Below are 13,236 nucleotides of genomic sequence, written 5' to 3'. Positions count from 1 at the left end.
GTCAAGGACGATTCATCGATGGGTCCAGCGACATCGGAATGCTCGACGGGTTGTTGAGATCGTCGAGAGGATCGGACATGACGTTCCCCACTGCACGCCGGGCCGTGCGGTCGCTGGCCGCCGTCGCTGTGATAACGGCGGGTTTGGTCGCGGGCAACGCCAGCGCCCACGCCGAGGACGACCCCCGGGTCGAGCAGGTGCGGCAAGTGATCGCCGCGTTGAAGCCGCTGGTGAAGCAGCCGGTGTGCGATCAGGTGCCGGAGCCGGAGCGCTGGGTCCACGCGGGAACCCCGGACAAGGGCTCCGCCAACGTGTTGATCTCCGCGCATCGGGGCGCCAACACGCTCGCTCCCGAGAACACCCTGAAGTCGTATGAGTACGCCTTCGCGTACGGGGTCGACATGGTTGAGGTCGACGTCCAGCAGACCAAGGACGGCCGTTTCGTCGCGCTGCACGACTCCACGGTCGATCGTACGACCAACGGCACCGGCAACATCGCGGACCTGACCTACGACGAGGTGCGCGCCCTCAACGCCGCCGACTACGAGCCCTGGAAGGGCGGCGCGTACGACCCGGCGCAGATCGCCTCGCTGGACGAGATCCTTGCCCTCGCCCAGCGGGCCGGCCGCGGCATCGAACTCGACGTCAAGGGGTCGGTGACCGAGGAGGGCAAGCTCGCCGAGCTCGTCGGCAAGTACGGTCTCATCGAAGAGTCGATCTGGAACTCGGGCGACCCGCGGGTCCTGATCGCCGAGCCCGGTGCCCGGATCATCTACAACCGCAGCGCGTGGGAGCCGGGCTTCTTGATCTACGAGATCGGGCAGGTCGCCAAGGTCTACGGCTCCACCCTGGCCGAGTACTCGCCCGAGTCCATCGCCGCCGCCCATGACGCGTGCGCGGTCGTCATGCCGCACGCCTACGACGCCGGTGCCGACCAGGAAGTGGCCCAGTTCCAGCTCGCCCGTTCGATGGGCGCCGACGGAGTGCAGACCAACCAGCCTGCTCTCATCGTGGCCGCGGCCGGAGAGGCGGTCGACTCCAAGCTCGTCGTCCAGCGTCATGAGAAGGCGCACGGCGACGAGGTGTGCCTGGTCAACGCCGAGAACGGCTTCGGCTTCCCCGGCAAGACTGTGCACCTGGCCAAGGGCAAGGGCAAGAAGTCGATCGACCTGACCACGGGTTATGACGGCTGCGCGACCGTGCCGGCCGTGAACTGGCGCGGCTCGTCGGTGTCGTTCGCCGGCGACGGCGCCGTCCACGCGTCCAGCACGCGGCTTGTGGCCGGCAAGAGCTGACCCGGTTTGAGAGGCGGGGTGTGTTCACATGCACGCCCCGCCTTTCCGTCACCACACAGGTCTTCTGCCGGTAGCCGTACGCAACACGGGCAGCTCGCACTCGGCCGGCCCGGCGTTGGTACGGATAAGTGGTACCACCCGGGCATGGCTGAGACCAGGCTGCGTCTCCCGGCGGACGTCGCCTTCCTGGAGGACAGCGGGGAGATCCTGGAGTACCGGGATGTGGACGAGGCCGAGAGTCTCGTCATTTCGCTCGCGAAAGGCGAACTCGAACCCTTCGGCATGACGCCACGAAGGTAGTGATCTTTTCGGAGGAGCCGAGTGGCTCACTGGGCTTGGAAGTCCCGGGTCGTGGGCTCTCCTGCTGGCTGCGGCCATCTGGCTAGACTCGATGCATGAGCGTGATGCGCGAGGAACTCCACCATTTGGTGGATCGGTTGCCCGAGGAGAAGGTCGCCCCTCTCCTGCGCCTCGTTCGTGATCAGCTCAACGAGGAGCCGGCGATTCGTGATCTGCCCTTCATCGGCATGCTGGAAGCGGAACCCGATTTCGCGGAACGGTCAGAGGAGATCCTCCGCTCGGAGGACAATCACTCTTCGTGATCGTCATTGACTCGGGGCCATTGGTAGCAGCGATCAACGTCCGGGATGACCACCACGCCTCCTGTGCTCACCTGCTTCGCTCCCATCCCGGCCCGCTGTTGGTTCCCGCGACGGTCGTCACCGAGGTCTGCCAACTGGTCGAGAAGCGGCAGGGAAGCAAGGCGGAAGCCGCCTTCTTGAATTCGTTCGGGAACGGGTTGGTGTTGGTCGATCTGACCAACGAGGATCTGTCCCGCATGGGTGATCTCGTGGCGACGTACGCCAGCCTCCCGCTGGGCGCGGTTGATGCGTCTGTGATCTCTATCGCCGAGCGTCTAGGACTGTCTCAGGTGGCAACCCTTGATCGCCGCCATTTCACCGTCGTTCGCCCCCGCCACCTCGACGCGCTCACCCTGCTTCCCGGGCAGCTCTGAAAGATCGAGTCGTTCGATGAGGGCATCGCGTACCGATGGGCACCAGCGTCGCGTGCCCGGTGATCGCCAGGTTTGCCGGTCCTCGATCGAGGGTCGGAGCCGTTCTTGAAGGGGCCGAAGCCTGTCGCCCCTTGAGTCTGTGAGCTGGAGCGGCACCTTCCACAGGGTCGATGTGGCACCGCCGTCACACCCGGTGCGGTTCGGCCGAAGGCAGATCCCGGCGCCTGCGCACCGGTGACAGGAAGACCGGCAGGAAGGCCGTCGCGAGTACGGCGCCGCCCAGCCAGAGTGTGGCGCGGGGCCCGGCCAGTTCACCGGTCACCCCTGCCACGGCTGAGCCGACCGCGAGCGCGCCCGTCAGCAAGAAGCGGAAGGTCGCGTTCATGCGGCCGAGTAGGTCATCGGGCGTCATCCGCTGCCGCAGGCTCACCCCCAGCACGTTGTCCATGCCCGTCTTGAACATCGCCAGCAACCAGCCGGTCCCGGCCAGCCACAGCCAGGGGCCGTGCCCGACGAGCGGCACCAGCAGCCCTGCGGGCGCCAGGCACAGACCGGCAAGACCGAGGGCCCGGCCGTACCCGAGCCACCGGGAGACCGAGCGGGCGAAGCGGGCACCGAGCAGGAGGCCGGCTCCACCTGCGGCCCAGAACAGGCCCAGCACGCCTGCCGAGAGTCCGAGTTCCCGGGTGAACAGCAGCGGGAGCATGGTGTTGACGATCGAGGAGCCGAGATTGGTGCAGGTCGCGGTGAGCGCGAGTGCCTTCAGCTCCCTGTTTCCGAAGACGTGCTGCAGCCCTTGCATGATCTGCGCGGCGAGCCGTACGGGTGCTTCGGCGCGGGCGGGAGCGGGCGGGACGCCGCGGATGGCCATGAGACGAAGCGCCGAGGCCAAGTGGCCGACGGCGGTGCAGGCCAGGGCCACAGGCGCGGTGAGCAACTGGACGAGCGCGCCGCCCGCACCCCGTCCGGCCACGTTTCCGGCGGCGATGAGGCTGACGATCACGGCATTCGCCTGAACCAGGCCGTCTCGGCGGACCAGCCGCGGCAGCACGCTCTGAGAGCCGACGTCGGAGAAGACCGTGGCGCAACCGTTCAGCAGGACGACCACGTACAGCTGAGCGAGGGTGAGCGAGTCGAACCACCAGGCCAGCGGTATGGAGAGGGACAACCCGGCCCGGGCCACATCTGCGGTGATCAGTACCCGCCGGTGCCTCATCCGGTCCACCCATGCGCCGGCGGGCAGGCCGATGAGGAGGAAGGCGGCGGTGCTGAGTGCGGCCAGCGCCCCGACCTGACCGGGGCCGGCATGGAGGGCGGACACCGCGGCGAGCGGGACGGCGACGTAGCTGATGTTGACGCCCAGCTGGCTCAGGGTGGTCGCGGTGAACAGCGCGCGGAAGCCGGGGTTCTCCCAGGCCGAGTTGGAATGCATGGTTCCCGTTCAGGCGGTCGGTGCGGGTGTGCGCGCGGCGCGTCGTGTCATGCCGACGCCGACCAGGACGACGACCATGCCGGTCAGGACGCGGAGGTTGAGCGCCTCGTCCAGCACGATCGCCCCGAGCGCCACGGAGACGACCGGCAGCAGGTAACCGACCGTGGCCGCACTGGTGGCGCCTTCGTCGGCGATCAGGCGGTAGCTGAGGTAGAAGGTGACTCCGGTGCTGAAGACGCCGAGGACGGCGACGGCGAGCAGGCCCGGCGGCTGTGGCTCGGCCGCCGCACCGCCGGCCACCAGGGCGAGGGTGCTCAGCACGGTAGCGGCGATGAGCTGGGCCGCGGACAGGGCGAGGGGTGCGGTCCCCTTTCCGGTGAGCCGCCGATCCATGTAGGCGAAGGCGACGGCGTAGCTCGCCGCCGCCGCGAGCAGAGCCAGGGCGCCCCAGCTCAGCAGGCTGTGCTCCTGTCGCGGCGCGAAGATCAGCAACGTTCCGAAGAACCCGAGCAGAAGCCCGGCCAGCCGTACGGACGACAGACCGCGCTCGGTGCCGATGGCCAGGCCGATCAGCAGGGACCACAGCGGGGTCGTCGCGTTGAGCACTCCCGCCACTCCGGAGTCGGTGTTCTGCTCGCCGACGCTGAACAGGAAGAAGGGCAACACGTTGCAGAAGAAGGCGGCGACGGTCAGACGAGCCCACGTGCCGCGGTCGCGGGGGAGGCGTTGGCGTGCGGTCCAGGCCAGGGCGAGCAGCACGAGCGCGCCGAGCGCCGAACGCGCGACGGTGATCTGGACCGGGGTCAGCCCGTTGTTCAGTGCCAGCTTGATCCACAGGAACGCCGAGCCCCACAGGAGCGCGAGTACCGTCATACGCACCGGAGAGCCCCCTTGTCCCTTGGATTCAGGCCTCAGGCTGCCCGATCCCAATTCGGTAGGACAAGTGAAGACTTCTACAGCTCCTTTAAGCTGTTCTACATGCTTGACGTGCGCCGCCTGCAGATCCTCCGCGCGGTGGTCACCAGCGGCTCGGTGACCGCCGCGGCCACCAACCTCGGCTACACGCCTTCAGCCATCAGCCAGCAGATGGCCGCGCTGGAAAAGGAGGCGGGGATGCCGCTGCTGGAGCGTGTCGGGCGGGGCGTGCGGCCCACGGCTGCCGGACGGCTGCTCACCGAGCACGCGGCCGTCATCGGCAGGCAACTGGCCGAAGCCGAGAGCGCGCTGGCCGACCTGCGGGCCGGACACGCCGGACGGCTGACGATCCGCTACTTCGCCACCGCGGGCGCCACCTTGCTGGCGCCTGCGATCACCCGGCTCCGATCGCAACACCCGGGCGTACGGATCGACCTGAAGATGACCGATCCTGACGACCCGCTCCCTGAGGTGGCGCAAGGCCACGCGGACCTCGCAATCGTGGTCGCTCCCCGCGGTCGCCGCCACGATGGCGTTCGCCTCTTTCACCTGCTCGACGATCCCTACCGTGTCGCCCTCCCCAAGGGCCACCGGCTGGCCGCGAAACGTCTCATCGACCTGACCGACCTGGCGGAGGAGCCGTGGGTACGCAGCGAGCGGCCCGGCCCCTGCCTCGACGCGGTCCTCGACAGTTGCGCCGCGGCAGGCTTCAGTCCCAACTTCGTGGTGGACAGCGATGACTACCCGACCGCGCAGGGGTTCGTCGCCGCCGGCCTCGGGCTGAGCCTGATCCCTGACATCGGACTGGCCAACCGCCATCCGGCCGTCGTCATCCGCAGGGTGCGCAATCCCGAGCCTGTCAGGGCGATCCACGCGGCCGTGCGAGAGGCCTCACTGGGCCAGCCCGCCCTCGACGGACTGCTCACCGCACTCCATGACGCGGCGAGACAGTGAGAGTCGTGCTTTCACAGGGCATGCTCATGCAACGTTCGTCCTACTTACAGCTTCTGTCTCGCACGGTGTCGAATTGCTCCTAGATCTTGGTCGCCGGACGGGTGATCACTGCCCGGCCGTGGCACGGCACAAGGAGTGGAAAGCAATGCGTGCATGGCGCAGGGTCGCGGCGGTGGCCGCGGTCGGAGGTGTGATGGCGGCGACACCGGGCATCGCCTCGGCGGACGGCGATCCCGGCAGGCCCGCGGACCGCGTCCACGGTCAGTTCAGGCACGATTTCGACCTGCAGGCGCACCGGGGTGGAGCCGGGCTCGTGGCGGAGTCCACGCTCGCCGCATTCGCCAACGCGCTCGAGCTCGGGGTGAGCACCCTCGAATTGGACATCCAGATCACCCAGGACGGTGAGGCGGTCGTATCGCACGACCGGAAGATCGACGGCCGGAAGTGCAAGGACACCTCGCCCGCCTTCGCCAGCGATCCGGAGTTCCCCTACGTCGGGAAGTTCATCAAGGATCTGACGGTCAAGCAGATCAAGACCATGGACTGCGGCTCGCAGACACTGCCCGAGTTCCCGGGGCAGCGGCCGGCGCCCAAGGCGCACATGGCATTGCTCACTGAGGTTTTCGACCTGGTCAAGGCTTATCACGCGAAAGACGTGATGATGAACGTCGAGACCAAGTTCGAGGCGGGTTCCCCTACCGAGACGGCACCCCGTGAGCAGTTCGTCCAGGTAGCGGCGCGCGAGATCCGCGAAGCGGGCATGCTGAAGCAGGTCACGATCCAGAGCTTCGACTGGGGCGCCCTGATGCGGATGCACCAGGTCGAGCCGCGGCTGCCCCTGGTGGCGCTGACCAACCCCGACTACCAGGGCGTGCCTGGAACCGAGGTATGGCTCGGCGGGCTCGATCTCGACGATTTCGGCGGCGACCCGCTTAAGGCGATCAAGTCCTTCGGCGCCTCGGCGTTCTCGCCGTTGCCCGGCGACCCGGAGGGCAGCACGGTGACCGATCCCGAGTATCGGCCCTACGTGACCAGGCAACTGGTCGACGAGGCGCACAGTCTGGGCATCAAGGTCATCCCGTGGACCGTGGACGACAAGCCGACGATGAACGCCATGATCGATGCCGGCGTGGACGGCATCATCACCGACTATCCGGACCGGCTCCGCGAGATCATGGCCGACCGTGGCTACAAGCTGCCCAAGAGCCATCACCTGCACCACGCACACTGATCCGCCGACGTCCCTCGTCGGCCACGGACTTCGAGAAAAGTCCGTGGCCGACGGCTGAGCAGGCGATCAGCCGGCCGTGGAGGGAAGAGACGTGGCGGAGAAGACCCCGTCGGGGTCGAAACGCGACTTGGCCGCGAGAAGCCGCGCGGCGTTGGGGCCGTACGCGTGCGCGATCTGTGCGTGGTCGTCGGGTCCGAGCATGTTGGGATAGCCGCCCGGCAGCGCGTCGGCCGCCAGCGCCTCGGCGACCGAGTCCGTCCACGCCCGGTGGGGCGTGCCGTCGCCTGGTTCCCACGCCGCGACGATCTCGGCCATGAAGTGGTCCTGCCGGATGCCGAACGCGGTGCTCTCGACGGGCACCCGGGCTGCGGCGCCGTGAAAGTGGTGGAACGGCATGCCCGACAGCGGCGTCGTGACGGTGTCCCCTGCCTTGACAATGGCGGCGATGACGCCCGGCGTCATGCCGGCCACCGTCTGTGTGCGGGCGGTGTAGTGGCGTCCCGTGACCTCGCCCAGGGGGTCGTTCAGGTGCAGCAGGTCGCCGTAGGTCATGGGAGCCACCTGCGTGAGGAGAGGGGTTCCGAGCTGCTGCAGCTTGTCGATGTGCACGGCGCCGGCCGTCAGATCACCACTCCACGCCGGCACGAGGAACAGCGCCGGTTCACCGCCGGGGCCGGTGAGGACGACCGTCTGCACGGTCAGCTCGTCGGGCGCGGCGAGGAGGATTCGGCTCAGGCGCTCGAGCACCTCGGTGGCCTGCGCCCACGGGTAGACGATCAGGCCTCCGAGGATCCGGTCGCGAGTGTGGAGCCGGATGCGCATGGACGTCACGACTCCGAAGTTGCCCCCGCCACCGCGAATGGCCCAGAAGAGCTCCGGCTCGTGGTCTTCGTCCACACTGATCAGCCGGCCGTCGGCGAGGACGAGGTCGGCGCCGAGAAGGTTGTCGACCGCCAGGCCGAAGCGCCCGCTCAACAGGCCGTACCCCCCACCGAGGGTCAGGCCCGCCATGCCGACGCTGCCGACCGTACCGGTGACGGCGACCAATCCGTGCGGAGCCGCCGCGGCGACGACGTCGGTGGCGGTGGCGCCGCCGCCCACGACGGCCACACGTTCGTCCGCGTCCACGGCGACCTGCCGCATACCCGTGAGATCGATCACGAGTCCGCGGTGCCGCAGGCTGCGCCCGGCCCAGTCGTGGCCACCTGAGCGTACGGACAGGGGCAGGTCGTGGCGGCGGCCCGCGCGTACGGCGGCCTGTACGTCCTCCGGCGTCCTGGCGCGTACGACGAGGGCCGGCCGGCTGGTCACGGCGCCGTTCCAGATTCGGACCGTGTCGTCGTACGCCGGGCCTGACGTCACCACCCGGCTGGGGTCGAGCTGTCCGGCCAGTTCTCGGGCCGCCGACATGGCTGAGGTCTCTTCGTTCATGGTGTCCACCTCGTGGGGAGAAGCGGCCCTCTTGTAACTGGATGGAAGGTCGCAACAGTGGGGAATGTTCTACTCGCTGGAGTGTAGCTCTAGCGAGTTGGGCGCCCTCCACGTGGCGGACGAGAAGCTGAGCCCGGCCAGGGCGCCGTCAGGACGCGGGCCAGTCCCAGTGGGGGACCTCGCGCAACGGGTGGAGCTGGTCGTCGGTCTCCGCGTGCGAGTTCTGCATGGCCACCTGCGAGCCGAACTCCACGTGGGAACGCAGCGCCTCGCGGAACGGGGCGTCCGCCGGCAGTCCGGCCTCGTCGGCGGCCGCCATGTAGAGCTCGACGAAACGGCGCCGCTGCGGCTCGGTGATCCCCAGGCCACGGTGGGCGTCGATCAGCCGGAGGAATCCGCCCATCTCCTGGGTGAAGGTGTCGGGCCCGCCGAAGGTCTCGGCGGTGAAGGCCGTCAGGTGGGCCACGTGTTCGGGACGGCCGGCCCCGAACAACGGCTGCAGCAGGGGGTCGGACAGGACGCTGCCGTAGAAGATCTCGACGAATCGGTGCAGACCCTCGTATCCGCCGGCGTGCTCGAAGAGCGTCTCCATGATTACATCATTACACTGATAATCCAGGGGACGCCAGGCCCTGACGGGCGTCGCCCACCCATGAAACGCCCGCATCCAGGTTCCGGCAATCACCGAGCGGGCCGACTTGCGGTTCGCCCGGCCCCTGCCGGAGAGAGTGCGAAGAGGCCCGGCAGGCTCGTCCAGCCCGCCCGCACCGTAGGCTCGCGCTGTGAGAAAGGGCACCGGTGGGGGGACTGGCGAGGCGAACCGCCGTGCGTCGCGCAGAGCGGAGTACGCGGAAGCCACGCGGCGTGCCGTCATCGACGAGGCGCGCCGGCTGTTCAGCGAGAAGGGATACTTCGCGACGAAGGTCGACGACATCGCCGTCGCCGCCCGCGTCTCCCCGGCGACCGTGTACGTCATCGGCGGCAAGCAGGGGCTCCTCCGGATCCTGGTCGACCAGTGGTCCGTGGCACCCGAGGTCGAGAAGACTCAGCAGCAACTGACGGAGTCCGAGGACGGGGCCGAGATCCTGCAAGTGGTCGCCGGGATCACCCGGCGGATGCGGGAGGACTACGGCGACATCATGCGAGTGGTGCTGACCACGGCACCCCATGACGCCACCGCCGCGGAGGGCCTCGCCGTCGCCACCCGCCGCTACCGTGACGGCACGGCGATCGCCGCCCGGCGCCTCGCGGAGCTCAACGTGCTCCGGGACGGCGTAGACGCCGCCGAGGCTCTGGACATCTTGTGGTTCTACTTCGGCTATGCGGGCTTCTTCACCCTGGTCGACGACAACGGGTGGTCCTACGCCAGGGCCGAACAGTGGCTCCTTGACGCCGCCCGGCGTGCACTGCTGCGGCCACAGAGCGGAAACTGACCGTAGGAAGACGCGCTGTCCCACGCCGAGGTCGGGACAGCGGACTCAGGCGCCCGGGACGCCTCCGGGCGCATGCTCCTCCGCGACGGCCGCCGCACCGGCGGCCCGGACCGAGGAGGAAGCCATGTCCGTCAGCGAGTCCCCGATGCTGCGGGACCCCCAATCCCCGACCCCCCGGCCGCAACAGGGCTGGAGCCTGCCGCTGCGGATCGGCGCCGCCGCCGCGCTCGTGCTCGGCCCGGCGCTCCAGGTCGCAGAGGAACTTCTTGAACCTGCCAGCGCCGACGATGCCGAGCGCTTCGCCTGGATCTCCGGCAACCTCGACGCGTTCAACACCAGCAAGATCGTCGGCTTTCTCGCCGTACCTACGCTGATCGGCATGCTGGTCGTCTTCGCGGCGCTGGCCCGCGGCCGTGCTCCGCGACTGAGCATGATCGGTGCGGCCCTGGGCGTGCTCGCGGTGACCGCGGTGGCGGCCGTCCAAGGTACGGAGTACGCCGTGTTCGGCGGCGTCGCCGCGTCCGGAGGCGACGCGGCGCAGGTGGAGGCGCTGTTCACGGCGCTGGACGAGAGCTCGTTCGCGACCATGGTGTTCCTGTGCATGCTGGTCGGCATGTTCCTCGGGCTGGTGCTGCTCATGGTCGCCCTGTGGATGTCCAAGGCCGTCCCCCGCTGGGCTCCCGCCCTCATCGTGGTCTTCCTCGTGGTGGACTTCCTCGGCCTCGTGCCGATGTCGCACGCGATCCTGCTGCTCGGCACCGTGGGTGTGGCCTATGGCGTGATTTCCGCACGATCGACGGTTAAGGGACACTGAGGCGCCGTTAGAGAGAGGAGGGCCTGTGCCGACCGTTTCCCGGGCCGCGCGCATCGCCACCGTGGTCACCGCCGCCTGCACACTCGCCGTCGTGCTCGGCCTCCTCCTCGCCGTACGGGCGGGACACCTGTTCGCGGAGCTCGCCACCGGATCCGAGCTACGGCAGAGCGTGCTGGCGCCGGCCTTCGGCGTGGCGGCGATCCTGGTGTTGCGCGGCCAGCCGGCCAACCGGTTCGGCTGGCTGCTGCTCACGGAGGCCGTGCTGAACGCCGTCACCGTTTCACTCGTCAGTGTGGTCGACGAGCTGCTGCCCCAGCCCGGACTCGTCGGCACCCTCGCTGAGGTGCTCGCGCCGGTGGCCGCCTCGATCTGGCTGCCCGCGGTCGGCTTCGGGTTGGGATGGATCGCCCTGCTGTACCCGACCGGGAAGCTGCCGTCGCGGCGGTGGCGACCCGTGCTGTGGCTGGCCGCGTTCGGGCTGGCGGCGTTGTCGCTCGGTGGCTTGTTCAGCCGCGAGTTCCTGGTCGACGTCTACCCTGGGCTGGCGCACCCGTACGCCCCGGGATGGGAGACCGCGCCGGTCGCGTTCGTCGGCCTGATCGCCATCGTCGGCGCGGGAGTGACTTCGGTGGTCGGCCTGGTCGTGCGCTGGTGGCGGGCGGAGCCTCCGCAGCGGGGCCAGCTCGGCTGGTTCCTGGTCGCGCTGCTCGGCCTGTTCGTCACCGCGCTGTTCGAGGTCGGCTGGCTGTTGTCGCTCGCGACGACGGTGGCGTTCCCGCTGTGCCTGGCCGCCGCCGTCCTGCGGCACGGCTGGTTCGACGGCGACCTCTTGCTGTCGCGCACCGTCGGGTACGCCCTGGTGTCGCTGCTCATCGTCGGCGTCTTCGCGTTCGGGGTCGGCGTCCTGGGGCGGACCCTCGGTGGCGCGGGGATCGGCGCCGTCGTGGCGGCCGTCGCCGTCGCCGTCTTCCTCGCTCCTGTACGGGAGGCGGTGCAGCGGATCACCGACCGGGCGGTGTACGGCGAACGACGCGACCCGTACACGGCCATGACCCGCCTCGGCGAGCGTCTCGCCGCCGCGCCCCATCCTGACGATGTGCCCGCGGCGGTCGTCGAGACGGTTCGGAGGAGCCTGCGTGTGCCGCACGCGGCGGTGTTCTTCCCCGGGGATTCAGCGCCCGCCGCCGAAGCGGGTGAGCGGCCGGAGATCTGCCACGAGGTGCCGCTGCACTCCGCGGGCTCCCTGGTGGCGACCCTGGTCGTCGGACTGCGACCGGGGCAGCGCGCACTCGATGTGGCCGACACGACGCTGCTGTCCGCCTTCTCAGCCCAGGTCGGTCCGGCGGTCGCCGCCGTACAGCTCACCCATGACCTGCGGCGCTCTCGGGAGCGGTTGGTGCTGGCCCGCGAGGAGGAGCGTCGGCGCCTGCGCCATGACCTCCACGACGGGCTCGGGCCGGCGCTGGCCGGCATGGCACTGGGCATCGGGGCGGCAGCCCGGACCGCGCAACGGGAAGGGTCGTCGCTGGCGGACCTGCTCGGAGGACTGGAGGGAGAGGCTCGGTCGGGGCTCAACGAGGTGCGCCGTATCGTGCACGACCTGCGCCCCGCGGCGCTGGACGAGCTGGGCCTCATGGCGGCGCTGCGACAACACGCCGAGGCGGTGACCGCGCGCGACGGCGGGCTGAAGGTCACGGTTTCCGGACCGGAGGAACTCGACGCGCTCCCGGCGGCGGTCGAGGTCGCCGCCTACCGGATCGTCATGGAGGCCGTGACCAACACCGTGCGGCACGCCCGCGCCCATGACTGCCGGGTCAGCATCGATTTGGGGACCTCGCTGACGATCCGGGTCGTGGACGACGGGGTGGGCCTCCCGCAGAGGACCGGACCGGCGGGCGGGGTCGGTCTCGCCTCGATGGCCGAGCGGGCCGCGGAGCTCGGGGGCACGTTCGACGCGGCCACGGCCGGCGGTACGGTGATCACCGCCGTTCTGCCCGTATCCGCTCCGGCAGAACCCACGCCTCGGACGCAGGCAGGTGTCGCATGACCCGGGTCCTCATCGTCGACGACCATCCGGTTTTCCGCGCCGGCCTGCGAGCCGTGCTGGGCGGGGAGGATTCCCTCGAGATGGTCGGGGAGGCCGCGAACGCCGCTCAGGCGATCGCGGTGGCCCGCGAATGCGGGCCCGACGTCGTCCTGATGGACCTCCACCTGCCGGACGGCAGCGGCATCGACGTCACCCGTGCGCTGCTCGCGGATCACCCCGGCATCGCCGTACTGGTGCTGACCATGCACGAGGACGAGGAACGGCTCTTCGCCGCCATGCGCGCCGGCGCCCGCGGCTACCTGGTCAAGGGCGCAGATCAGGAACGGATCGTCGCGGCGATCCACGCGGTGGCCGCCGGGGAGGTGGTCTTCGGCCGGGCGATCGCGGACCAGGCGCTCGCCTTCCTGACCGGATCGGCGGTCCGCCGGCGGATGGAAGGCCCGTTTCCGCAGCTCACCGAGCGAGAGGTGGAGGTGCTCGCCCTCGTGGGCCGGGGCTTTTCCAACGCCGACATCGCCCGGCGGCTGGTGCTCAGCGAGAAGACCGTGCGCAATCACGTGTCCAACGTGTTCGCGAAGATCCACGTTGCGGATCGGGTGCAGGCCGCCGTAAAAGCACGGGAGGCCGGCCTGATCGCCGAGGGGACATGACGGCGGGCGACGCCGCGAC

At 69.5% G+C, this 13,236-nt stretch carries 14 protein-coding genes; 10 read left to right on the top strand and 4 right to left on the bottom strand.

Features of this window, described 5'->3' with window-relative positions; translation table 11 throughout:
* Nucleotides 1-77: 77 nt before the first annotated feature.
* The 4 genes from Pth03_RS09755 (at nucleotide 78) to Pth03_RS09740 (ending at nucleotide 2,310) form a co-directional block, all read left to right on the top strand.
* Nucleotides 78-1,295, top strand: coding sequence for a glycerophosphodiester phosphodiesterase (locus tag Pth03_RS09755; protein ID WP_203943840.1), 1,218 nt, complete (start codon nucleotides 78-80; stop codon nucleotides 1,293-1,295).
* A 144-nt stretch (nucleotides 1,296-1,439) separates the two neighbouring features.
* Entirely contained in the window at nucleotides 1,440-1,595 is a 156-nt protein-coding gene (locus tag Pth03_RS09750; protein ID WP_203943839.1) for a hypothetical protein, read from the top strand.
* Between the two features lie 95 nt (nucleotides 1,596-1,690).
* Complete coding sequence (locus tag Pth03_RS09745) at nucleotides 1,691-1,897, top strand: hypothetical protein (RefSeq protein ID WP_203943838.1); 207 nt, start codon at nucleotides 1,691-1,693, stop codon at nucleotides 1,895-1,897.
* Nucleotides 1,894-2,310, top strand: coding sequence for a type II toxin-antitoxin system VapC family toxin (locus Pth03_RS09740; RefSeq protein WP_203943837.1), 417 nt, complete (start codon nucleotides 1,894-1,896; stop codon nucleotides 2,308-2,310). Before Pth03_RS09745 ends, Pth03_RS09740 begins: the two co-directional genes overlap by 4 nt.
* Before the next feature lie 184 nt (nucleotides 2,311-2,494).
* Here the strand turns inward: Pth03_RS09740 and Pth03_RS09735 are convergent, their stop codons facing one another.
* Nucleotides 2,495-3,742 (bottom strand): MFS transporter, encoded by a 1,248-nt coding sequence (locus tag Pth03_RS09735; protein ID WP_203943836.1) that lies wholly within the window; start codon nucleotides 3,740-3,742, stop codon nucleotides 2,495-2,497.
* Between the two features lie 9 nt (nucleotides 3,743-3,751).
* Nucleotides 3,752-4,615, bottom strand: coding sequence for a DMT family transporter (locus tag Pth03_RS09730; RefSeq protein WP_239118917.1), 864 nt, complete (start codon nucleotides 4,613-4,615; stop codon nucleotides 3,752-3,754).
* 105 nt (nucleotides 4,616-4,720) lie between these two features.
* Here Pth03_RS09730 and Pth03_RS09725 point away from each other — a divergent pair, with 105 nt between their 5' ends.
* Both Pth03_RS09725 and Pth03_RS09720 read left to right on the top strand, forming a co-directional pair.
* Complete coding sequence (locus Pth03_RS09725; RefSeq protein WP_203943834.1) at nucleotides 4,721-5,611, top strand: LysR family transcriptional regulator; 891 nt, start codon at nucleotides 4,721-4,723, stop codon at nucleotides 5,609-5,611.
* Nucleotides 5,612-5,756: 145 nt separating this feature from the next.
* Nucleotides 5,757-6,842 (top strand): glycerophosphodiester phosphodiesterase family protein, encoded by a 1,086-nt coding sequence (locus tag Pth03_RS09720; RefSeq protein ID WP_203943833.1) that lies wholly within the window; start codon nucleotides 5,757-5,759, stop codon nucleotides 6,840-6,842.
* A gap of 66 nt (nucleotides 6,843-6,908) precedes the next feature.
* Here Pth03_RS09720 and Pth03_RS09715 read toward each other — a convergent pair whose 3' ends face one another.
* A complete protein-coding gene (locus Pth03_RS09715) occupies nucleotides 6,909-8,273 on the bottom strand; it encodes an FAD-binding oxidoreductase (protein WP_203943832.1) in 1,365 nt (454 codons plus the stop codon).
* A gap of 148 nt (nucleotides 8,274-8,421) precedes the next feature.
* Complete coding sequence (locus Pth03_RS09710; RefSeq protein WP_203943831.1) at nucleotides 8,422-8,865, bottom strand: group II truncated hemoglobin; 444 nt, start codon at nucleotides 8,863-8,865, stop codon at nucleotides 8,422-8,424.
* 190 nt (nucleotides 8,866-9,055) lie between these two features.
* Between Pth03_RS09710 and Pth03_RS09705 the strand changes: the two genes are divergently transcribed.
* The 4 genes from Pth03_RS09705 to Pth03_RS09690 all read left to right on the top strand — a co-directional run bounded on the left by Pth03_RS09705 (nucleotide 9,056) and on the right by Pth03_RS09690 (nucleotide 13,217).
* A complete protein-coding gene (locus tag Pth03_RS09705) occupies nucleotides 9,056-9,706 on the top strand; it encodes a TetR/AcrR family transcriptional regulator (protein WP_203943830.1) in 651 nt (216 codons plus the stop codon).
* 124 nt (nucleotides 9,707-9,830) lie between these two features.
* Entirely contained in the window at nucleotides 9,831-10,520 is a 690-nt protein-coding gene (locus Pth03_RS09700) for a hypothetical protein (RefSeq protein WP_203943829.1), read from the top strand.
* 25 nt (nucleotides 10,521-10,545) lie between these two features.
* Nucleotides 10,546-12,567: a sensor histidine kinase gene (locus tag Pth03_RS09695; RefSeq protein ID WP_203943828.1), complete on the top strand. Its 2,022-nt coding sequence runs from the start codon at nucleotides 10,546-10,548 to the stop codon at nucleotides 12,565-12,567.
* Complete coding sequence (locus Pth03_RS09690) at nucleotides 12,564-13,217, top strand: response regulator transcription factor (protein ID WP_203943827.1); 654 nt, start codon at nucleotides 12,564-12,566, stop codon at nucleotides 13,215-13,217. The genes Pth03_RS09695 and Pth03_RS09690 overlap by 4 nt, the downstream gene beginning before the upstream one ends.
* Nucleotides 13,218-13,236 lie beyond the last annotated feature (19 nt).

The organism is Planotetraspora thailandica, from assembly GCF_016863335.1.
GTDB lineage: Bacteria > Actinomycetota > Actinomycetes > Streptosporangiales > Streptosporangiaceae > Planotetraspora > Planotetraspora thailandica.
Note: the sequence above shows the minus strand (reverse complement) of the source record. Positions and strands in the feature narration are given on the sequence as shown.